Source organism: Photorhabdus sp. CRCIA-P01 (assembly GCF_003545805.1).
GTDB lineage: Bacteria > Pseudomonadota > Gammaproteobacteria > Enterobacterales > Enterobacteriaceae > Photorhabdus > Photorhabdus antumapuensis.
Genome location: NZ_NMQR01000018.1, coordinates 37,759 through 59,135 on the forward strand (window position 1 = coordinate 37,759; position 21,377 = coordinate 59,135).

Annotated in this window: 26 protein-coding genes and 1 pseudogene; 15 read left to right on the forward strand and 12 right to left on the reverse strand. The window is 46.3% G+C overall.

Annotation, left to right across the window (positions count from 1 at the left end; genetic code table 11):
• Window positions 1–4: 4 nt before the first annotated feature.
• From uhpC to D3222_RS26445, 6 genes are all read right to left on the reverse strand, one after another.
• Window positions 5–1,336, reverse strand: a complete 1,332-nt coding sequence (gene uhpC, locus D3222_RS12485; protein WP_118986464.1) for an MFS transporter family glucose-6-phosphate receptor UhpC — start codon at window positions 1,334–1,336, stop codon at window positions 5–7.
• Between the two features lie 88 nt (window positions 1,337–1,424).
• The gene (locus tag D3222_RS12490) at window positions 1,425–2,969 is read right to left on the reverse strand and encodes an MASE1 domain-containing sensor histidine kinase (protein WP_118986465.1); all 1,545 of its coding nucleotides are present in this window, start codon (window positions 2,967–2,969) and stop codon (window positions 1,425–1,427) included.
• A complete protein-coding gene (locus tag D3222_RS12495) occupies window positions 2,966–3,598 on the reverse strand; it encodes a response regulator transcription factor (protein ID WP_118986466.1) in 633 nt (210 codons plus the stop codon). The genes D3222_RS12490 and D3222_RS12495 overlap by 4 nt, the downstream gene beginning before the upstream one ends.
• Before the next feature lie 249 nt (window positions 3,599–3,847).
• The gene (gene nadS / locus D3222_RS12500; protein WP_118986467.1) at window positions 3,848–4,144 is read right to left on the reverse strand and encodes a NadS family protein; all 297 of its coding nucleotides are present in this window, start codon (window positions 4,142–4,144) and stop codon (window positions 3,848–3,850) included.
• A gap of 85 nt (window positions 4,145–4,229) precedes the next feature.
• On the reverse strand, window positions 4,230–4,547 hold the full coding sequence (locus D3222_RS12505; RefSeq protein ID WP_118986468.1) for a type II toxin-antitoxin system RelE/ParE family toxin: 318 nt from the start codon (window positions 4,545–4,547) through the stop codon (window positions 4,230–4,232).
• Between the two features lie 302 nt (window positions 4,548–4,849).
• Window positions 4,850–4,972, reverse strand: a complete 123-nt coding sequence (locus D3222_RS26445) for a hypothetical protein (protein ID WP_255417031.1) — start codon at window positions 4,970–4,972, stop codon at window positions 4,850–4,852.
• An 89-nt stretch (window positions 4,973–5,061) separates the two neighbouring features.
• Here D3222_RS26445 and D3222_RS12510 point away from each other — a divergent pair, with 89 nt between their 5' ends.
• Window positions 5,062–5,541: a CesT family type III secretion system chaperone gene (locus D3222_RS12510; protein ID WP_118986469.1), complete on the forward strand. Its 480-nt coding sequence runs from the start codon at window positions 5,062–5,064 to the stop codon at window positions 5,539–5,541.
• A gap of 36 nt (window positions 5,542–5,577) precedes the next feature.
• A complete protein-coding gene (locus tag D3222_RS12515) occupies window positions 5,578–6,876 on the forward strand; it encodes a phospholipase (protein ID WP_118986470.1) in 1,299 nt (432 codons plus the stop codon).
• Window positions 6,877–6,957: 81 nt separating this feature from the next.
• Here D3222_RS12515 and ampC read toward each other — a convergent pair whose 3' ends face one another.
• Window positions 6,958–8,115, reverse strand: a complete 1,158-nt coding sequence (gene ampC, locus D3222_RS12520) for a class C beta-lactamase (protein ID WP_118986471.1) — start codon at window positions 8,113–8,115, stop codon at window positions 6,958–6,960.
• 390 nt (window positions 8,116–8,505) lie between these two features.
• On the opposite strand from ampC, the gene agaR reads away from it, so the two are divergent.
• From agaR to D3222_RS12565, 9 genes are read left to right on the forward strand one after another with little or no spacing between them, the layout of a single operon-like run.
• Window positions 8,506–9,279: a transcriptional repressor AgaR gene (gene agaR, locus D3222_RS12525; RefSeq protein ID WP_118986472.1), complete on the forward strand. Its 774-nt coding sequence runs from the start codon at window positions 8,506–8,508 to the stop codon at window positions 9,277–9,279.
• A 35-nt stretch (window positions 9,280–9,314) separates the two neighbouring features.
• The gene (locus D3222_RS12530; RefSeq protein WP_118986473.1) at window positions 9,315–10,610 is read left to right on the forward strand and encodes a D-tagatose-bisphosphate aldolase, class II, non-catalytic subunit; all 1,296 of its coding nucleotides are present in this window, start codon (window positions 9,315–9,317) and stop codon (window positions 10,608–10,610) included.
• The gene (locus D3222_RS12535; RefSeq protein WP_118986474.1) at window positions 10,607–11,788 is read left to right on the forward strand and encodes an AgaS family sugar isomerase; all 1,182 of its coding nucleotides are present in this window, start codon (window positions 10,607–10,609) and stop codon (window positions 11,786–11,788) included. Before D3222_RS12530 ends, D3222_RS12535 begins: the two co-directional genes overlap by 4 nt.
• Window positions 11,789–11,790: 2 nt before the next feature.
• The gene (gene agaV / locus D3222_RS12540) at window positions 11,791–12,273 is read left to right on the forward strand and encodes a PTS N-acetylgalactosamine transporter subunit IIB (protein WP_198672799.1); all 483 of its coding nucleotides are present in this window, start codon (window positions 11,791–11,793) and stop codon (window positions 12,271–12,273) included.
• A gap of 11 nt (window positions 12,274–12,284) precedes the next feature.
• Window positions 12,285–13,070 (forward strand): PTS N-acetylgalactosamine transporter subunit IIC, encoded by a 786-nt coding sequence (agaW, locus tag D3222_RS12545; RefSeq protein ID WP_118986475.1) that lies wholly within the window; start codon window positions 12,285–12,287, stop codon window positions 13,068–13,070.
• A complete protein-coding gene (locus D3222_RS12550) occupies window positions 13,060–13,953 on the forward strand; it encodes a PTS system mannose/fructose/sorbose family transporter subunit IID (RefSeq protein ID WP_118986476.1) in 894 nt (297 codons plus the stop codon). Before agaW ends, D3222_RS12550 begins: the two co-directional genes overlap by 11 nt.
• Window positions 13,954–13,974: 21 nt before the next feature.
• On the forward strand, window positions 13,975–14,409 hold the full coding sequence (gene agaF, locus D3222_RS12555) for a PTS galactosamine/N-acetylgalactosamine transporter subunit IIA (RefSeq protein ID WP_118986477.1): 435 nt from the start codon (window positions 13,975–13,977) through the stop codon (window positions 14,407–14,409).
• A gap of 9 nt (window positions 14,410–14,418) precedes the next feature.
• Window positions 14,419–15,279 carry a tagatose bisphosphate family class II aldolase gene (locus D3222_RS12560; protein ID WP_118986478.1) on the forward strand — a complete coding sequence of 287 codons (861 nt, stop codon included), beginning with the start codon at window positions 14,419–14,421 and terminating at the stop codon, window positions 15,277–15,279.
• Window positions 15,280–15,317: 38 nt separating this feature from the next.
• Window positions 15,318–17,222, forward strand: a complete 1,905-nt coding sequence (locus D3222_RS12565; RefSeq protein WP_118986509.1) for an enterotoxin — start codon at window positions 15,318–15,320, stop codon at window positions 17,220–17,222.
• A 130-nt stretch (window positions 17,223–17,352) separates the two neighbouring features.
• On the opposite strand, the gene D3222_RS12570 is transcribed toward D3222_RS12565, so the two are convergent.
• Both D3222_RS12570 and D3222_RS12575 read right to left on the reverse strand, forming a co-directional pair.
• On the reverse strand, window positions 17,353–17,763 hold the full coding sequence (locus tag D3222_RS12570) for a type II toxin-antitoxin system HicB family antitoxin (RefSeq protein ID WP_049583296.1): 411 nt from the start codon (window positions 17,761–17,763) through the stop codon (window positions 17,353–17,355).
• A 20-nt stretch (window positions 17,764–17,783) separates the two neighbouring features.
• Window positions 17,784–17,963, reverse strand: coding sequence for a type II toxin-antitoxin system HicA family toxin (locus D3222_RS12575; protein ID WP_198672800.1), 180 nt, complete (start codon window positions 17,961–17,963; stop codon window positions 17,784–17,786).
• A 238-nt stretch (window positions 17,964–18,201) separates the two neighbouring features.
• Between D3222_RS12575 and D3222_RS12580 the strand changes: the two genes are divergently transcribed.
• Entirely contained in the window at window positions 18,202–18,363 is a 162-nt protein-coding gene (locus D3222_RS12580) for an isochorismatase family protein (RefSeq protein WP_112877039.1), read from the forward strand.
• On the opposite strand, the pseudogene D3222_RS26990 reads toward D3222_RS12580, so the two are convergent.
• Window positions 18,350–18,508 (reverse strand): annotated as a pseudogene (locus D3222_RS26990) (IS982 family transposase); the annotation flags it as partial. The gene D3222_RS12580 and the pseudogene D3222_RS26990 sit on opposite strands and share 14 nt — an antisense overlap.
• Window positions 18,509–18,591: 83 nt before the next feature.
• Window positions 18,592–19,065 (reverse strand): hypothetical protein, encoded by a 474-nt coding sequence (locus tag D3222_RS12590; protein WP_118986479.1) that lies wholly within the window; start codon window positions 19,063–19,065, stop codon window positions 18,592–18,594.
• Between the two features lie 198 nt (window positions 19,066–19,263).
• On the opposite strand from D3222_RS12590, the gene D3222_RS25050 reads away from it, so the two are divergent.
• From D3222_RS25050 to D3222_RS12600, 3 genes are all read left to right on the forward strand, one after another.
• Entirely contained in the window at window positions 19,264–19,353 is a 90-nt protein-coding gene (locus D3222_RS25050) for an S-4TM family putative pore-forming effector (protein WP_232832504.1), read from the forward strand.
• 309 nt (window positions 19,354–19,662) lie between these two features.
• Complete coding sequence (locus tag D3222_RS12595; RefSeq protein ID WP_112877036.1) at window positions 19,663–19,845, forward strand: type II toxin-antitoxin system HicA family toxin; 183 nt, start codon at window positions 19,663–19,665, stop codon at window positions 19,843–19,845.
• 51 nt (window positions 19,846–19,896) lie between these two features.
• Window positions 19,897–20,304, forward strand: coding sequence for a type II toxin-antitoxin system HicB family antitoxin (locus D3222_RS12600; protein WP_036782624.1), 408 nt, complete (start codon window positions 19,897–19,899; stop codon window positions 20,302–20,304).
• Between the two features lie 275 nt (window positions 20,305–20,579).
• Here D3222_RS12600 and speD read toward each other — a convergent pair whose 3' ends face one another.
• Complete coding sequence (gene speD, locus D3222_RS12610) at window positions 20,580–21,374, reverse strand: adenosylmethionine decarboxylase (protein ID WP_118986481.1); 795 nt, start codon at window positions 21,372–21,374, stop codon at window positions 20,580–20,582.
• Window positions 21,375–21,377 lie beyond the last annotated feature (3 nt).

The window sequence follows — 21,377 nt, forward strand, 5'->3', positions numbered from 1 at the left end:
GTATTCAAAGCTGCTTATTATTGGAAAGTAGTGAGGCTACCCCTGCCATATGTTCCCTTTTACCAACGTCTGCCATTAACAGTGGCATCAACAGCAAACCCATCATGGCGGCTGCGGCCGTGAGCAGGGCAAACATTCCTGACCAGCCATAGTGGGCAACTACCTGACTTAGTGGCCAGCCTGCGATTGCTGCGCCCAGATAGGCGTACAATCCTAGATAACCCGTGACCGTTCCGGCGGCTTGTTTATGGCAATATTCTGTTGCTGCCAGCCCAATCAGCATTTGCGGGCCAAATACAAAAAAACCGATACTGAAAAAACAGACTGCCAGCAGCGCGTAGTGATGAATGGGTGTGAGCCACAATGCGGTGACAGCCATAAATAGTCCAAGCGCAAACAGGAGAATCATTGGGGCGCGTTGACCACGGAACAGTAAATCAGATCCCCAACCGGAAAACAGAGCACCGGTTAAACCACCGAGTTCAAACAGCGAGAGTGTCGCATTGGCACTGAGCAGATTGGCGCCATGTGTTTCTGACAGCCACAGGTTTCCCCAATCGTTAATCGCCATTCTGATGAGATAGATCAGAATGTAGGAGAATCCTAGCAGCCAGATAGTTCTGTTAGTTAAGATCGTATCTCGCAGTATTTGCATCATCGGCATGGGTGGCGATAGCTGTTCGTGTCGAAGCTCCAATGAGTCCTGCCGCCACTGTCCCACACTGGGCAAACCGTGCTGTTGTGGTATGTCGCATAACTGATGGCAGAGCCAGATGCCTAATAGAATGCCGATAATTCCCGGCATCATCAGCGCTGTTTGCCAGCCATAAGTTGTTGCCAGAAAAGCGGACAACATCGGGACAGTGATGCCGACAATATTAATGGAGATATTCCAGTATCCCCACCAGAAACCCCGTTCATTGCGAGAGTACCAGTGTGTCAGCAATCTGGCGCAGGGGGGCCATCCCCATCCTTGAAAGAAGCCGTTCAGTGTCCAGATGATCAGCAGTGCGGAAAATGATGAACAGAAAGCGAAGATAATGTTTAACACACCTGTCATCACTAATCCGGCACCCATAAACCAGCGATAGCCGGTGCGATCATGAAATACGCCGGAAATAAATTTTGAGCTGCCGTAGGCCAGATAGAACAGCGTGGTTATCCAGCCAATATGCCCTTTGTCCAGTCCCAGTTCCGACTGCATAACCGGCATGACAAAGTTGAAGCTTTTTCGTGTCAGATAAAATGCGGCATAGCCAATGATCATGGAAATCAGCAAACGGCTGCGCCAACGGCGATAGTGTTGTGAAATCTGTTCCTGGCTGGTGGTTTGCATACCCGACTCCTCCATGAAAGGAAAATATAAAGAAAAATTAATGAAAATGGATGGGATAAGGTTTTAGGCAACTAGGAATAATGCTTAGTTATGCCTGATTTTCATCGGAATTTGTGGGCAGCTTAACAATTATGCGCGTGCCGTTATCATTGCTTAACTGCCAATCTCCACCTAACGCACGGATACGTTCTTCAATACCCTGGAGGCCAAATCCGCCTTTTCTTTTATCTTCTGTAATGCCGATGCCGTTATCACTGATTCTGAGCTCAATCACATCCCTGTTCTGTTGCAGGATGATAGCGATTTGAGTCGCTTTCGCGTGTTTGCTGATATTGTTCAGTAACTCCTGAACCAGACGGTAAAGGGTAAAAACCACCGTTTCATCGGTTGGATTTTGAGGAAGCTGGTAATTCAACTGGCAATCAATATCTCGTTCTTTAAACGCAAATTCATGGATCAGATGGTGAAGCGCTTTTTCTAAAGACATCTCTTCCAGAACTGGTGGGCGCAATTGGCGTAATAATTGACGGGTGGATTGATGGATCTGTTGGGCTAGGTTATTGATCTGTTCTGCGATCATTTTTGTTGCCGGGGCGCTGGTGGTACGTTTTATCAGCGTTGCTTGAATTTGAATGGCAGTAATATTCTGGCCAATTTCATCATGTAACTCGCGGGCAATACTTTTACAAACGTCTTCTTCTGTGTGAACCAGTTTCTTCATCAGGTTATGGCGGGCGGTTAACTCCCGCTCTAAGAGTTCACGGTAACGTTGCAAATTTTCAGCGAGCTGTTGTTGACGGCTGATTGCTATCCCCAGACCTATGCCTAACAGGGCCTGAATAGTCAGGAACATTTCCAGTTCTCCTAAATCATTAAAAGCGCCACTAAATTGCCGAGCTGACGTGATCATTAGGCTCCCTAGCAAAGCCGCCAGTACTCCACCTTGCCAGCCATAACGGTAGGCCATAAAGACATTAGGGATAAATATTAGAATCACCAAAAGATTCTCAATTTCTGGTGACATAAAGATCTGGGCGCTCAACCCTAGTAAGCAAAATAGACAGCACCACATCAACAAAGAAGGACGTAACTGTGGATCAGGGTCGCTCGGTTGCAGCATATTTTTTAGATGTTGCTGACGTAGATATTCATAGATCAGATAAACAAAAGGTGACAGTAAAACACCACCGGTTAATGAAGTGAGAAATAGGTGGCTGGCGCTGGCAGTCAGCGTAAATCCCAGACAAACAGCCTGCAACATGCTATTGGCGGCTACGCCAGCCAGCAGAATTGAGAGCCGTTGCCAATATAGGGGATAGTGCTCCCAGAATTGTTGCACGATAAGGGTGGGTATTAGGCTGAGAAAGGGGGATAACAGAATGATATTGTGAGTAATAAGTTGTTCACTGCCAAGCCATGGCAAAATGATAATCTCAGTGGCTAATAAGGTTGGTAAGTAACGACGCCCCAGCAGGATAAACAGCGCCAGCCGTAACCCTTGTGGCAGAAGTAGTGTAGCTTGTTGCCCATTGTCATTCAGGTAGAAGCTGATGGTCCACAGAGCAAGCCAGCTCAGAGAATAAAAAATCAGCAGAAAGAGTGATAACAGGCCGAATCGTGATCTTCTGTTCATGGATTCCCTATCAAAATCTGGTGTTGCAGGGCGTAATGAACCAGATCAATGGTGCTATTGCACTGGAGTTTGCTGAGAATATTGGCACGATGAACATGAACCGTTTTATGGCTGAGATAGAGTTGTTCTGCGATAGTTTTAACATTAATGCCATTGATAAGTAGATCAAATATTTCCCGTTCTCTGGGGGTTAGAACTTGCAGTGCTGTAACTTTCTGTGATGTTTGACGCAGCGCTTTGAGTGCATCAGCACACAAATAGCATCCCCCTTGATGTACGGAGCGTACCGCCTGTACTAATTCTTCTGGACCACATCGTTTGGTGAGATAGCCGCAGGCACCGGCATCCAGCGCACTTTGGACAAATGCGGTGGTGTCATAAATGCTGAGAATAATGGTGCGAAAATTAGGCCGTTTTTGCCGTAACCGGGTGAGCAGGTGTAAACCACTTTCATCCGGCATAGCGATATCCATCACGGCAACATCAATCGGGTTTCTGAGTAAACCCGACCAGGCTTCGCTGGCACTGGCGTATTGCCCGGCAATTTCAAGATCATTTTCAAGCGTGAGTAATTGGGCAAAACCGGAACGAACGACTACGTGGTCATCAATAAGTGCAACTCTAATCATAATTTTTTAATGAATAATTCTAAATACAATAAGTTGCATGATGTGCAGGAAAGGCAGGTTGTGCAAATTAATAAGCTGAATTTGTAAGAAAGTTAACAAATTTAGGGAGTTGATGGAGGGAAAGATTGTTTGTTAACTATGAATTTATGAGCCACCTTTATGCTCTGAGTATTGGTGGAGGCCGGAAAGATGGAGATTAAAATATCTGTCACAATGACAACGCGCCCGTTTTGGCGCGTTGAAGTAACATCAGGTAGATTTAATTTGGTTAATAATAAAAGGATTAACCTGCAATAAAATAAGTAGCTTTCTTGCTGCGCCAGTTGGATGGCGACGTTTACTTTCCCAGCTTTTTACCAAGTCATAGCTTACGCCAACTGCTACGGCAAACTCCTGTTGTTTCAGGCCAGTTGCTTCGCGTATTGCTTTCACGTCAATTTCCGTGAAAGTGTGAACGTGTTCCGGTTTTGGCGTCAGTTCACCTTTTTCAATTTTCACCATTTCTTCCGCACTGGCTAGCAGATCGGCAAACAATTCATGTTTCATAAATACCTCAGCCGGCTATTTCAGTAAATCATATATGATATTTTCATCACACCGTTTAACCTTGCTTGTTGTTTCAACAAGTAATTTAATCCAAGAGAGTAGACATTTTCTTTAATGCTTTCTTCTGCCCTTCCGTTAAATTATCTAGCTCACTTTTTGGGTAAATTAATGCTAAATAAATACGACCTTTACGGGTGACATTATAGTAAATAACTCTAATACCACCTCGTTTTCCTGTTCCCTGACGGCTCCAACGTATTTTGCGAAATCCGCCAGTATCAGAGATAGTATCTCCTTCTTCGGGGTTATTAATCAGAACTTCTTGAAACTTTCGATATTCATCATCAGTTAGCAGCGTTTGCCGTCTTTTACTGAAACCTTGTAGTTCAATGAACGTAAACATTGAGTCCCCTGATTAGTTATCGTTTATGTAGATTGTACGTGTACTGTGTACTCTTTTCAATCATATTGGTGTACGTAGTACATATTTAACCTACGGAATAACAAACTTGCTTGTGATCCTCATTTTTACAAACCAATTTACTTCCTTCTTTATGCCAAAATCATCAATGATTCCCTATGTAATAGTTGTCTCTGTGCTGGTAATTTTGATAGCAGTGCAAGCGTTGGCAGAAAACGAGTTAGTAAGATTGGTAAAAAATCCTATGTCTATCTATAACTTAATTGCCACCGAATCATCATTTGTCAATACTTGCTGGCTGAACTGAGCGCGGTGGATTCAAGCCGTACTTTCACGGTGCAACCCAACTGCTGATCAGTCACTATTTCGACGTCGATATAAAAAACTTCGCCCCAGAGATAAATCATGGCTTGCCTGTGATTGTTAACATGCTCCCACTTCCTATTGCGTGCGAAACCCTTCCGTTTGCAAGGGATAATGAGCGGAGAACATCATAGTGAAAGCATATCAGCAGACAGTATCGGAATGGTTGCGCCTTGTTGGTGAACGCCAAGGCGTGGCTTTGAGCCTCGGCGGCGATGGTCACTGTACCGTGCCTTTCGGACAAGGTGGAGAGTGCATCGTTGAAGTACCGGATAACGACGATATTCAGGCATTTTATCTCTATATTCCTTTGTTGCGATTGCCTGTGGATGAATCGGGCCAGTTGATGCTGACTCGGGCTGCCCTTGAGCTGAATATGTTCGGTCTCACCACGGGCGGTAGTCAGATCAGTTTGGACAGTCGCACCAATTATCTGGTGTTGAGTTTCTCTGCGTTGATCGAGATGTTCGACGAAACTGCATTTATGCAGACTCTGGGTGAGTTTCTCGATCTTGGGATCAGCTTGCAGTCTCAGTTTCAGGTGATCAACACCCAGCAGAACGGAACATCATCTGCGCTGCATCCATTACCCGGATCGGCCATCGTATGCTAAGTAGCGGTTATCTGAATAACTAAGGAGAATAATAAGATGTCTATTCAAGGTATTGGGCATACTCCCAGCGCCACGGCATTGGCGCCCCTTTCGAACGGAGAAGTACAGACACCGTCTCGCAATAACAATGTTCATCATCAGCTTGCCTCCCATTACACCAGTACTGGTCTTGGTACTCAGGTGTCTCCGGGTAAGGTGCTGACTACCACACTGAAATACCTGACCCTGAGTGCTCCCGCTCGCAAGATTGGCACTGCCATACAGGGAGGACATGACTCCCATGCACAGAGTGCCAAAGGTAAGGCGCGTTACTGGACCGGGGCCATTGTCAAGGGTTTGGCTAATATCACTGGCGGTGCCAGTAGCGTAACGAGTGGTGCGATTACGGTCGGTGTTGCAGGCGTTAAAAACCTGGCGGAATCCACAGGGCGTTTGCTGGCATCCTCTACCTTGGGGCTGGCTGGCGCGGGCATGAAAGGAGTCTCACATCTACCGCTTGGTGCGTCCGATCGTTTGCAGGCTGGAACCCGTGCCGAGCAATTGCTGAATTCCGCCAAGGTGATCGCCAAACCAGCCTTTGTGGCTAAAGCGGAACAAGAGCCGTTGAATGCTGTCGGAGCCAAAGCAGTGATGGATGAGGCTCAATTGGCGAGAGTCAGTTGCTCCAGTAGTTATCGGGATATGCCGGCAGGTTACAGTCATGCCACTTTGGCCGATATCCCGTCCTCGATACTGGCTCGCCGGGAGGATGGCAGTGGCGGTACCGGCAGTGAGTTAACCCTGCATGTTCGCCCCGGCAAGGGGGAGAATGATCCTTTGATCCTTGAGGGGGATCGCTGGTCTGCGCTCAAGGTTGCTGTCTACAAGCGTGACGATACGATGGTGCTTTCTTTCGTGGGTACCCAGCCAACCAAGCGTCCTGGTACGGTGAAGAGTGATGTCGGCGCTGCTTTAGGGATCAAGGACAGTGCGTTTCAGGATGCTGATCGCTTGGTCAAGGCTTTTACCAAACAATATGGCGGCAAAGTTGAGGTTCTGGGCCACTCTTTAGGCGGTGGGTTGGCGCAATATGCGGGCATCAAACATGGGATCAAGGTCACCGCATTCAATAGCATGGGGTTGCATGTAGGATTGCGGGATCGGCTGGCTGACAAGTTGGATAGTGCCAATGTCACCCACATCAACACCAGTAGCGATCCGCTGAGTCAGAAGGCCGAACATGGTATTTTTGGCCTGGATGCCTCTTCTCAGGTAGGCAAGCGTTATGTGATTGAGCACTCAGGTGGTCACCGCATGGAGGCGGTGACCGCGGGTCTGGAAGCTTTACTTGCTTAATGACTCGATATGTCATGGACAACGCCTCCTGTGGGAGGCGTTGTCGCTGCTAACAGACATTGTATCTAACGTAATTGCACGTTATTTCAGCGCATTGAGGATTTGCCAGGCCGCTTTGATGCGCGCCTCGTTGGGGTAGTTTTTATTGGCTAGCAGCACAATACCCATTTGCTCTTGCGGCACAAACGCGACATACGCGCCGAAGCCATTGGTGGAGCCGGTTTTATTGATAAAAAGCGCATCCGTTGGCGGCTCCGGCTGCGACAGTTCCGTGGTTTTGTTGGCCTGATAAGCGATCTGCGCCGAGTTGCCGCTCAGTACCTGCTCAAGGGTAACAGGCCAGTGATAAAGCTCCCAGCCCAGCCCTTGTGTCATTTCCCCCACCCGGTAATAGCCGGTATGGGTTGCCCGAATGGCCTGTGCCAACTTGCTATCACTTATGCGGGAAGGATCGATATTTGCTTCAACGAAGCCGATCATATCCTGCGCACTGGCTTTCAGACCATAGGCTTCCTCATCCAGCACGCCGGGGTTTATACGAATCGGTTTATTCTCTTTTGAATAACCCCAGGCATAATTCTTCATCTCCTGCGCGGGCACGTTAAACCAGGCATGATGCAGACCAAGCGGTGAAAGAACCTGGTTTGCTACCAGTATTGAGTAAGGTTTTCCAAGGCGTTGGGCAGCGATATAGCCCGCCAGGCCAATGCTGGGATTGGAGTACTGGCGGTAGGTTCCGGGCGTATACTTCGACTGCCAGTGCTGATACCAGTTCACCATTTTGCTATTGCCGTCGATCTCATCAGGGAACTGTAACGGTAGGCCGCCTGCGGTGTAGGTGGCAATATTTAGCAGGCTTATGTTGTCAAAGGCGCTGCCTGCAAGCGGTTGAAAATGCTGGCTGGCCTTATCGGAGAGGGAAATGGCTCCCGTCACCTGCGCCCAAGAAATCAGGCTGCCGGCAAAGGTTTTGCTGACCGAGCCTAATTCAAAGATTGTCTCTTTGGTGACCGGCGTGTTGCTCTCTTTTGATGCGTCACCGTATTGATAGAAAAAATGTTGACCGTGGAAAGTCACCGCAATCGCCATTCCTGGAATGTCATATTCCTGCATCAGGGAGTGTATGGTCTTATCAACAGTATTTGTCAGACGGGTCTGATCAGGTGTATTCGAGGCTTGAGCGCCGAGAGAAGCGGCAAGCAGCAGCCCGCCAGTCAGCACCAAAAATCGTTTTGTCATGTGGCGTGTCCTTAATTACAGTGAGAGCGTTCAGGCTGGATTTTATCAGGATTTGTACATCCAATCACAAAATTTGTGATCTCTATCACCTGACAAAATAAAACTTTGTGGTTGCTGATTGAAAACCCAAGGCTTTCGTTTCTTTATATCAATTTCTACTAAAAAAGCGGATGAAAGCTGATTTTGGGGTAAATAGTCAGTAACAATAGAGCCTAATATTTTCTTTCGTTTTGTTTCTAATCGAAACTTTTTTCACCTTATTTTGCCTATATAATAGACTGCAACACCGATCACAATTTCATTTCATAGCTTTTGTTGTAATTTAATCGAAAGAGAGAGAAAGCAATTCATCACAGGCGACGTGAGCTTGTCGCTGGAAATCTGAGGAGCATGACAATGGACACGGTAAAAAGACGTGAACAGATTATCGACCTGCTGTGTCATGAGGGCAGCGTGCGTGTTGAGCATCTGAGCACTCATTTTGGGGTTTCCAGCGTCACTATCCGTAATGACCTGCGTTATCTGGAACAAAAAGGCTGTGCATTACGTTCCTATGGTGGCGCTATGTTGAATCAGCAATTCGCCTTTGATCGCCCCTTGCAAGATAAAGGCCGGATGAATCGTGATGTGAAATCGCGCATTGCGGCCAGAGCAGCACAGTTTGTTCAGGATGGTGATGCCTTGATCCTTGATTCCGGTTCGACTACCACGCAAATAGTACCATTTCTTAAAGAACGGCGTGATTTAGTCGTCATGACCAACGCGTTGAATATCGCCTATGAACTGGCGGGGTTTGACCGGATGGAGGTGATGGTGCTTGGCGGGAGTGTGCGTCAGAACTCCTACTCGCTCTATGGTCCGGCTGCGGAACAGCAATTGCGTCAATATCGTTTTGATACCCTATTTCTTGGCGTCGATGGTTTTGATCTGGAAGCAGGGATAACCACGCCACACCCCGGTGAAGCCCGCCTTAATCGCGTAATGTGTGAGGTGGCGCATGAAATTATCGCGGTGGCGGATGCCAGTAAATTTGGGCGCAGAAGTTTTTGCCTGATCCGTCAGGCCGGACAGATTCATCGGCTGATTACTGACAGCCGGATCCCCGATAACTACAGGCGGGCATTAATTGAACTCGGCGTGGATGTGATTATTGCCGACGAATAGTTCTTACCGAGATTCTTGCCCGCATGGGAGACACCATGCAGTCACTATTACAACTTATCCGTCGTCACAAATCAGGTGAAGCAGTGGGGATCTATTCGGTCTGTTCTGCTCATCCCTGGGTATTGGAGAGTGCTTTGCGCGTCGCTAAAGAGCGTAAGACCTCGGTACTGATTGAAGCAACGTCTAATCAGGTCAATCAGTTTGGTGGTTATACCGGGATGAAACCTGCTCAATTCCGGGATGCCGTCTGGCAACAGGCCGATCGCATTGGTTTGCCGCGTGATCGTGTCTGGCTAGGAGGCGATCATCTTGGACCAAATGCCTGGCAGGATCGTCCCGCTGAACAGGCAATGAAACTGGCTGAAACGTTGATACACGATTATGTGGCGGCGGGGTTTCGTAAGATACATCTCGATTGCTCAATGTCCTGCTTGGATGATCCAACGCCGCTGGGTGACAAGGAGGTTGCGGTACGTGCAGCTCGTTTGTGTCAGGTGGCAGAACGTTGTTGGCAGTTGGTGGGGGGAGAACCGCCGGTTTATGTGATAGGTACCGAAGTGCCGGTCCCGGGCGGCGCTAAAGAAGCGTTGGAAGGAATGCAAGTCACGACACCGCAGGCAGCGGCCACAACGTTGAATGTACATCAACAAGCTTGGAGATTGGCCGGGCTGGAACCGGTATGGCCGCGAGTGATTGCGCTGGTGGTGCAACCGGGTGTGGAGTTCGATCACCATCATATCGAACATTATCAACCTGAACGTGCCATGGCACTCAGTCAATATATCGAATCTCAGCCCTATCTAGTTTATGAAGCCCATTCCACTGATTATCAAACGGCGCAAGCTTACCGTGAATTGGTACGCGATCACTTTGCCATTCTGAAAGTCGGTCCAGCGTTGACTTTTGCTCTGCGTGAGGCGCTTTTCGCACTTGATAAGATCGATGGTGAATGGAATGGGGAACAGGGAGCGGCTCATCTGTGTGCCACGCTAGAACAGGTTATGCTTGAGCAGCCGGAGCACTGGAACCGCTATTACCACGGTACACCGCATCAACAGTTTATTGATCGTCAATACAGTTTGAGTGATCGCGCTCGTTACTATTGGCCGCATCCGCGGATACAACAGGCAGTGAATACCTTGATGGATAACCTGCGTTGTCGCCCGGTTTCTCTTTCTCTGTTGAGTCAATACCTACCAGAGCAGGCGCAGGCGGTTAACGCGGGAAGGTTGGATAATGACCCATACGCTTGGGTATTGGATAAAATTCGTTCTGTGCTCTTGAGCTACGCGCAGGCTTGTGAGCCAGAGGTACAAGGAGCTTTAGCATGAATGAGCTATTTTCCTATACCAAAGTCTGGTTGCGTGAGCATCATGCATTGCATACTGCCAGAGAAATTCATCAACAACCTGAGCTTTGGCGTCAGTTATATCAAAATCTGCAATGTGAGGAAGCGTTGTGGCGACCCTTTTTGCAGCCTTTATTATCTGATCCAGAGTTACAGATAGTGTTGTGTGGCGCAGGTTCCTCCGCGTTTATCGGGCGCACGCTGGCGCCTTGGTTGCGTGAGCAGTGTGGACTGAATGTAGTCGCGTACAGCACCACGGACATTGTGCCTTCTCCTTTGCAATACCTCGATCCAACACGTTCAACCTTGCTGATTTCTTATGGGCGATCGGGCAATAGTCCGGAGAGCGTGGCAGCGGTAAAACTGGCGGATCAGATATTACCACGCTGTTATCACCTGATGCTGACCTGCAATCCCGATGGTGCACTGGCACGTTATGCCGAAGGACGCGCTCATGTCTGCTCATTGAATATGCCGCAGGATTCTCATGACCAGAGTTTTGCCATGACGTCCAGTTTCAGTTGTATGACGCTGGCGACAGGGTTGCTGCTGGGGCCGTTAACGTTGGAACAGAGTGGTGCGTCACTGATGGCGATGGCTGAGTTGTGCGAGCGTGAGTGGAGACAGTGGCAGGTACAGACTAAACGGCTGGCACGCAGCGGTTTTAAGCGCATGATGTGTCTGGGCTCCAGTTGTTTTACCGGTATAGCCGAAGAAGGGGCGCTCAAGATGCTGGAGCTGACCGCCGGGTATATCGCCACCCGTTACGATTCATCGATGGGAGTGCGTCATGGGCCGAAGTTTATGATCGAACGCGATACGCTGGTGGTCATGATGCTTTCTGCTGATAAGTATCGCCGTCGTTATGATCTCGATTTGTGGCATGAACTGAATCATGACGGACTGGCGCGTCAGGTTGTTGCTCTGAGTGGCACGCCGGGGGAAGGATTTACAGCGATTAACAGTGAACAAGATGATCTCTGGCTGCTTTTTCCCTATTTGATGTTTTTGCAGATGTTAGCGTTTGAAACCTCGCTGGCATTGGGTATCACGCCAGACAATCCATGCCCAACAGGGGAGGTCAACCGTGTGGTGAAGGGGGTGGAAATTTATCCTTATCTCCCATCTTATTCACAAAGAACAGCATGTAAGCAGGAGTGATTATGTCGATACCGAATATTTTAATGACCCGAATTGATAACCGGTTGGTGCATGGTCAAGTCGGTGTGACTTGGACCAATTCACTGGGGGCCAATTTGGTATTGGTGGCTAACGATCACGTTGCCGGTGATTTGATGCAGCAAAATCTGATGGATATGGTGGTTTCCGATGGGGTTCAGACTCGTTATTTCACCCTGCAAAAAACCATTGATGTGATCCATAAAGCGGCGGAACGCCAGAAAATTTTTATCGTCTGTAAAACACCGCAAGATGTACTGACGCTGGTTAAGGGGGGAGTGCCGATCCGATTTGTTAACGTGGGCAATATGCATTTTGCGGAAGGGAAGCGCCAGATCCATAAGACTGTTTCGGTTGATGATAGTGACGTAGTGGTATTTCGTGAACTAGAGCAACTGGGTGTTACCTGCGAGATACGGCGGGTACCAGATGAAGCGGGAGAGCTTATCGATAAATTGTTGTTCTAAAGAGGTGAGTTATGCTGATTGATGCGATATTGATTGGATTACTGGCCGGGTTGGCGGGAGTGGATCTGTTTGATGGATTGACCCATTTTCACCGCCCTGTGGTGATTGGCCCGCTGGTTGGGTTGATTTTAGGGGATGTACAGACGGGTTTGCTGGTGGGTGGGACACTGGAGCTGGTCTGGATGGGAATGGTGCCACTGGCTGGCGCTCAACCGCCAAATGTGGTGATTGGCGGGGTGATTGGTACCGCATTTGCCATTTTGACTCAGGCCGATCCTAAAGTGGCGATTGGTATAGCGGTACCATTTTCCATTGCGGTACAAGGCTGCATTACGCTGCTGTTTACCCTGTTCTCACCCATGATGCATAAATGCGATCAGATGGTGAAAGCGTTGAATTGGCGCGGTGTGGAACGTGTGAACTATCTGGGTATCACCATTCTGTTTTGCTTCTACTTTATTGTGGCGTTTTTGCCGGTCTATTTTGGTGCCGACGCCGCCAGCGTCATGGTGCGGAAAGCGCCGCAGTGGTTGTTGGATGGGTTGGCCGTTGCCGGCGGAATGATGCCTGCCATCGGTTTTTCCATGCTGATGAAAATCATGATGAAAAAGACCTATATAGCCTATTTCATTCTGGGCTTTATTTCGGTCACGTTCCTTAATATGCCGATTATCGCTGTAGCACTTGGCGCATTGGCGATCGCATTAATTGATTTCTTTAACCGTTCCCGTATAGAAGATGCGACTGAACGCGGCGCACCTACCCCCCAGTCTCAGGAGATGGAAGATGGCATTTAACGACACCGATGCGGCTATGGCGGCTAAAGCTGAGAAAAGGATGGCGCAGGCACTGGCAACCAGTCAGGTTGAGCAGGATGATTATCAGGACAGTACACCGGGTGAAGAGCTGACTAACCGCGATCTGAATCGTATGGCGTGGCGCTCCCTGTTGTTACAGGCATCATTTAACTATGAGCGTATGCAGGCGGGGGGATGGTTGTACACCTTGATCCCTGGTCTGCGTAAGATCCATAAAGATCCGCAAGATCTGGCGAATTCTATGAAGATGCATATGGAATTTATCAATGTGCATCCGTTTGATGTCACCTTCCTGTCCGGGTTGGTGCTGGCAATGGAACGGAATAAAGAGAAAATTTCTACTATCCGTGCCGTGAAAGTCGCGTTGATGGGGCCGCTGGGCGGGATTGGTGATGCGTTGTTCTGGCTGACGTTGTTACCCATCTGCGCTGGGATTGGGGCATCTCTGGCGCTACAAGGCAGTCTGTTTGGCCCCCTCGTATTTCTGTTGCTGTTCAATATAGTACATTTTGGCTTGCGTTTTGGTCTGGCGCATTATGGTTATCGTACCGGAACCAGTGCGTTGGTATTGCTAAAAAAACATACCAAAAAGATCTCCCATGCAGCATCAATCGTGGGAATGACGGTGATCGGAGCATTGGTGGCTTCCTATGTTCATCTCTCGACACCGGTGGTGGTCAACGCCGGTAAGGCCAGTGTGGCGTTGCAAAAGGATGTGCTGGATAAACTGATGCCGAATTTATTGCCGTTGTGTTTCACCCTGCTGGTGTTTTGGTTGATGAAAAGAGGATTTTCCCCGGTCAAGTTGATTGGTTTGACGGTGGTGATCGGCATTGTGGGTAAATTTGTTGGTTTTCTTTAACAAGCGCACTGAGGAGATGGCATGTTAGGTATTGTAATCACCGGTCATGGGCATTTCGCCAGTAGTTTGTTGCAGGCGGTGGAGCAGGTCGTAGGACAACAGCCCCAGTGTTGTGCCGTCGATTTTCCTGAAGGGATCAGTTCTGAAAAATTGTTGGTGTTGTTGGAAGCGGCCTGTACTGCCTGTAATAGTGGTGAGGGTGTCATTATTCTCAGTGACTTACTGGGTGGATCACCATTTCGGCAGGCAGCGCAACTGGCAATAGCTAATCCATGTTATGAAGTTATCACCGGGACTAATATGCAATTGGCGGTAGAGATGATGCTGGATCGTGAAGATATAACCTTGGAAACCTTTCGTGATATGGCGTTGGAATGTGGGCGGCGGGGATTGACCAGCCTGTGGCATGAACAACAGAAACGGCGATATGACAGCCTGAATCTGGATGGCATTTAAGGAGCTTGTATGTACCTGATTTCCAGTCGTCAAATGCTGAAAAAGGCCCTACGTGAAGGTTATGCGGTTCCCGCTTTCAACGTCCATAATCTGGAGACTGTCCAGGTAGTAGCGGAAACCGCTGCCCGCCTGGCATCACCGGTTATTTTGGCGGGTACGCCGAGTACTTTCAGTTATGCGGGGACTGACTACCTAGTGTCAATCTGTCAGGATGCCGCTCGCCGCCACAATTTGCCACTGGCATTGCATCTCGATCATCATGAGGAATTGGCGGATATCAGCCATAAAGTGACCGCAGGTGTCCGTTCAGTGATGATTGATGGCTCGCATTTACCCTTTGAGGAGAATATTCGTAAGGTGGCTGAGGTGGTACGATTTTGCCATCGTTACGATGTTAGCGTTGAGGCGGAATTGGGGCGGCTAGGCGGGCAGGAAGATGATTTGCAGGTCTCCAATGCCGATAGTTTTTTTACCGATCCGCTGGCGGCAAAAGCCTTTGTTGCCCGTACCGGTATTGATTCTCTGGCGGTAGCGATTGGCTCTGCGCATGGTTTGTATCATGGTGAACCGCATCTGGATTTTGATCGGTTAGCAGCAATTTGTGAACAGGTGGATATTCCGTTGGTGCTGCATGGCGCATCGGGTATTCCAGAAGTGATGATACAGCAGGCGATTGGTCTTGGCGTATGTAAAGTCAATGTGGCGACCGATCTGAAAATTGCTTTTGCTGATGCGGTAAAGCGCTATTTCATCCAGCATCCAGATGCGAATGATCCACGTAAATATATCGCGCCGGGAAAACAGGCTATGCAGGTAGTAGTAGAAGAGAAGATCCGGATTTGTGGCAGTACAGGCAAGCTGTATTCGTGAAGATTCTGTTTTTTCATTCTGACTATAAGGAAACTGCTGTGAAAATAAGAACGTTAAATAAAATTACGTTGAGTTTATTAGCCAGTTCCGTGTTGTATGGCGCTCCAGCCTGGGCAGATAGCTGGCGATTGGTGGGTGACAATTACCATGTCGCGGTTAGCGATGAACACGGTAAAGTGACGCAACTAAAATTTGAAAATCCTAAAAACCACGATCAAATCATTATTGACAGTCTGTTTGAAATCACGTTGAAATCAGGAGAAAAGCTCACGGCTAAAGATTTTCAGATTACTGATATCAGCAAAAAGCACAATCGTATTGTTGTTTCCTTGAAACATGGCGACATTCAGGTAAGCAATATAATTACTGTGGAGGGTAAAGATAAGTACGGCTCGTTTGAAATCACCATTACACCGCAGGAAAACGCGTTGGAGCTCAGTGCCGTCTCGTTGATACCATTTCACACTAAAACCGCTTTTGTTCACGGCTCTATCGTCAGTTCACCGATTATCAGCGATAGCTTTTTTATTGTTCCCGGTAATCCATTGATTAACACTGAGGCTTATAAAGGGAACACTTCGCAAAAAATTGCACTCTCTATCCCGTTAGAAGCGGGGAAAACGTTAAGTTATAAGACGTATATTGGTGTTTATCAGGAAGGGCAATTGCGGCGCAACGTCAATGAATTTTTGAACAACGCTCGTCCGCGTGAATATAGTCCTTACCTACATTACAACTCTTGGTACGATATTGGTTTCTTCACTCCTTATACTGAACAAGAGGCGTTGACCCGTATCAATCAGTTTGGACAGGAGTTGGTGACTAAGCGCGGTGTGAAGTTGGGTGGTTATCTGTTTGATGATGGTTGGGATAACCTCAAAGGAGATTGGGGTTTTAGTCAGGCATTTCCTCATGAATTCAAAAATCTTAAATTGGCAGCAGATCAATATCGTGCTCGTTTAGGTATTTGGCTTTCTCCTTGGGGCGGTTATGGTAAACCTGGTGAGCAACGTGTTTCCCATGCGGAGGAGTTTGGTTATGAAGTGATAGATGGCAGATTTGCGCTTTCAGGCCCTAATTACTACGCCAATTTCCACAAACGGGTACTCAACCTGATTCAACAACAAAATGTATCCATGTTTAAGCTAGATGGTACCGGCAATGCTGATCGCGTGATTAAAGGGAGTTCATTCACCAGTGATTTTGATGCCGCTATCCATCTTATTGAAGATATGCGCGGTACAGGAAATGATCTGTTTATCAACTTGACCACGGGCACCAAAGCTACGCCTTCCTGGCTATTTTTCGCCGATTCTATTTGGCGTGGTGGCTATGATGTGGGGTTTTACGGTAAAGGTTCCAAAGTGCAGCAGTGGCTTACCTATCGTGATGCGGAAACTTATCGTAATGTCGTAAGAAATGGGCCGCTGTTCCCACTGAATTCGTTGATGCTGCATGGTATTGTTTATGCTAAACAGGCTAAGCATCTGGATAAACAGTCACCTAAAGATTTTGCCGATCAGGTTTGGAGCTATTTTGGCAGTGGCACTCAGTTACAGGAGATGTATGTTACGCCTGAACTGTTGACCACAGAGGATTGGGATACGCTGGCAAATGCGGCGAAATGGTCAGAGGAAAATAAAGATGTGCTGTTTGATACCCATTGGATTGGTAAAGATCCCACCGATCTAGTGGTGTATGGTTGGGGAGCCTGGAGTCCGAAAAAGTCGATTATTACTTTGCGCAATCCATCTGATGAAGTGAAACAATATTATCTGGATCTGCAAAGCGATCTTGAATTACCGGATAATCAACCTTCGGTATATGACGTTAATATCGATTATGGCGAGAACAGCTCGGTACCGAAGTTTGTCAATAAAACAGCGTTGATTACCCTCCAGCCGTTGGAGACGTTGACCTTTTCTTTGACACCATCGAAATAATCACCGTGTTATTAAGTGGCCCTGGATAAACTATTTTATTCAGGGCCGTGATTATTTGTGGAAACTATTATGGCGGTGTTTTATTAGAATAAAGTCAGCATATTGTCAATAATTTGACACTTCAGATGTATTAGATTTTGGCTCTACCAATAACTTTTTCTGCTGCTATATGTGATAAAAAACCTGAACGACTCCCGTATTCTGGATGGCTTGCGACGAATTGATCGATACGGCGGATCAGCAATGATGGAAGAGTGACGTTGATTTTTTCTGACTTCCCCAATAATCGGGTAATATCTACATCAACTAATGCCCATATTGCCCCCATATATTCAGGGTTTGTCAGGTAGTTTTCCACGCTGGTCGCTTCTGGTACTACTTCGTTATCATCAACCAGCAATTCGATATGCGCTTCAATTGCTTCACGGGCGCTTTCTATCGCGTCTGTAAAATTATCTCCGCCAGAAAAGCAACCTGGGATATCTGGGACACGGACGCCGAAGGATGAATTACCTTTGTCAATGGCAACTGGATATAACATTTACACCTCCAAGAAGTGGGCTAAAGCCCCGTCTGTTTTTGGATACTTTTTAATGTTGGTAAAGGTATGTCCTTTTGTGGGTGTTTTACCGTTACCAGTCCTTTCTTGGTCGGATGTTTGAACTGATGATGACTGCCTTTAACCTTCACCAGATACCATCCGTCAGCTTCTATCATTGCTATCGCGTTTCTGCTATCCATCCTCCCGTTCTCTTGTTTTGTCTTTGTGGAGTTATAATAACCCTGTAATGTCATGTGTCAAGATAATAGGGGTTATTGGCGTTATTATTAGCTGCTAGAACAGCTAAAAAGTCGGCCATCCCAGTTTCATGAGCTAATATTAATCATAAGAAAATCTTGTCAGAATTGTCTGTAACTTAGTGGTGGAAGCAAGTCACTGCAATTGTTTTTGTACAAATAAATTTAAAGGACAAAACGAATGAAAGCGTTGATCGTAATTGACATGCTGAACGATTTTGTCACAGGATTACTCGCCAATGAGGCGGATGCGATGAAGATCGTACCGGTAATTAAACGGCTGATTGATCATGCCCGGCGTCAACCGGATTGGCTGGTGGTTTATGCTAATGATGCTCAATGAGGAGCGTCATGACTTCACTGAGAGAAAGGGAAGCGTCGCGGCGACGTTTGAGCAAGCCATTTTTAATTAACTGTTGATGCCAGAGAGGAATAAATTGTTGGCAAAAGTCATCGACGCCGCAGTAAAGTTCTTCTAAATTAGATATGCCTGAGGATCTCCACGATTCTGTTTTATTTGACAAAAACTTTGATCGTGCCTCAGGCACTTAGTTCCCTTCTTAAGCAAACCTCAGGTTACTTGATTAAAAGACCATGGACGATAGCCAGCAGGATCAGGATCAGCAGAAAGACAAATTCTATGACGCTCCTTAATAGGATCATATACAATAATAATATATTCATTGTCTAATGAATATAAGTCATAACTTTGTCCAAATCCAAATCCTGATTTCTTTAGTCTTACTTGTAATTTTGATTTTGTGGGAGGTTGATACGCGAGCTCAATGCCCATATAACTTTTCCTTCCAGCAGTAAAAACACCTCCGTGTACCCAATACAAATCTGTATCCAGTTGAGAAATAGTTGTAATCATTCCATCCACAGGCACAGAAGTATTATTGAATACCCATTTAAATGAAGGGTCTGTAGATGCAGGTGTTTGCGTATGATCAGCTGTTAATATACTTACCTGATTAACGGGCACTCCAGCTTTCGCATATCTGGTAGTAAAGCCTTCCTGTCTATAAATATGATATGTAGCCATTTTTTAAAACCTCCAATTAAAATTAACAATTATATACTAGATCATAAAAATTTTTTTCACATTCTTATTTTTATATATGACTCAATAATAAACATAATATTTCGACATTATTTTTAAAATTTCTATAAATAGGGAGAATATAGATGAACAGCGTGGTTTTACTTCAATGAAATTATTTTTTCTGGTATTTTTCCTTCAATGAAAAAGACTGCGTTGACCATTCAGGAAATATATGACTGTGATGTTCTACATATTCCATGGAACGAGTTTAAAGTTGGAAAAAATTAGTCGTGAGAATATTTTTAAAGCATCTTCTTACTATAAAAAAGGGTGATAATAGTCAATTTCGTAACAGAGCACCAAGTAACCCGCGCTTCCGGAATTAAGCTAGGGAGAATTGGTTTAAATGCCATCAATTGAGCTAGGTCTTAATCCAGGTTTATAATGAGTAATGCTAGTTATTCGCGTTCTAAACCTGTGAGTGACAAAATAGTCGGCTACCCGAACAATATTTCTTATACCCATCATGGGTATTGGTGTTGATGGTGGGTATGATGGGTGCTATCATTCTCTTGGTTTTGATTAAAGAGAGGGATAATGTCTAGCGATGAACTAATAAAGCAAATCAAAGCGGTTGGCTGGAATTTTGTGCGAGCCAATGGTTCGCATCATGTTTTCGATAAATCAGGGGAACCCAGCCCGATAGTAATTCCGCATCCGCGCAAAGATTTGGCGGTCGGGACGCTCAATAAAATACTTAAACAAGCAGGACTGAAATAACTTAATTAAGCGGTTGAAAGGCCGCTCTTTAATCAAAGAGAAGGTGTAAGCATGAGATATCCTATTTATTTACATCAGGCTGACGACGGATCGTTTTCCGGTTTTGTGCCAGACGTGATCGGATGTTACTTTGCTGGCGATACCATTGACGACGCTATTAGCGATGCTCAAAACGCATTAGATACTTATTTTGAATACATGAGCGAAAAGGGTGAGGCTCCAGTACAAGCCAGAACTGTTGCTGACCATCTAAGCAATGAAGATTGCACCGGCGGCAGTTGGGCTTATGTTGACATGGATTTAACTAAATACGATGGAAAAGCCATCAAGCTAAACATTACTATGCCCCAACTTTTGTTGGGTAGAATTGATGAATACGTGAACTCACATCGTGAGTATCATAGCCGCAGCGGATTCTTGGCTGAATTGGCTCGGCGTGAGCTGTCGAAACACTCGTAAGATAATCCCTCTATCAAAACCATGAAAAGCCCGCTAACAGCGGGTTTTTTCTTTTAAGAATACCAAAGTGACATGACTAACTTCAATTAACTGTTGATGCCAGAGAGGAATAAATTGTTGGCAAAAGTCATCGACGCCGCAGTAAAGTTCTTCTAAATTAGATATGCCTGAGGATCTCCACGATTTTGTTTTATCTAGCAAAAACTTTGATCGTGCCTCAGGCACTGAGTCCCCTTCTTAAGCAAACCTCAGGTTAAATAATAAGTTAGTGAAAGTTAAACAGCAGGTAAATTACGTCCATAATAGATTTCTTGTATCTCTTTTTTCAAGAGATGGGTAATTTCCAGCTTTTCAGCTTCACTGAGTTGCTCTGGTGTGGCATTAAATAGGTAATCATTCAGGTCAAATCTTTTCAGCATCATTTTTGTATGAAATAGATTTTCTTGATAAATATTAACATCCATCATGTAATACTGTGATTGCACTTCTTCGGTCATATAATTCTGAATAGAACTGATTTCATGATCGATATAGTGTTTCATGCCATTCACATCTCTGGTGAAACCACGGACGCGGTAATCCATCGTGACAATATCTGATTCTAATTCGTGGATCAGATAGTTCAGTGCTTTGAGAGGTGAAATAACACCGCAGGTTGATACTTCAATATCAGCCCGGAAAGTGCATATGCCGCCGCCCGGATGGCTTTCTGGATAAGTGTGAACGCAAATATGGCTCTTATCCAAATGAGCAACGACGGAATCGGGTAACGGACCTGGATTTTCAGTATTGTCTACATCCTTGGGGTCCATCGGCTCTTCGCTGACGAGTATGGTAACGCTCGCCCCTTGTGGCTCATAGTCCTGGCGGGCGATATTCAAAATATTTGCACCAATGATCGAACATGTTTCGCTAAGAATTTCCGTTAAACGGTTAGCGTTATATTGTTCGTCAATATAAGCGATATAACTATCCCGATCAGCTTGGCTTTTTGCATAACAGATATCGTAAATACAAAAACTCAGGCTTTTTGTCAGGTTATTAAAGCCGTGCAATTTCAGCTTGTGCAATTT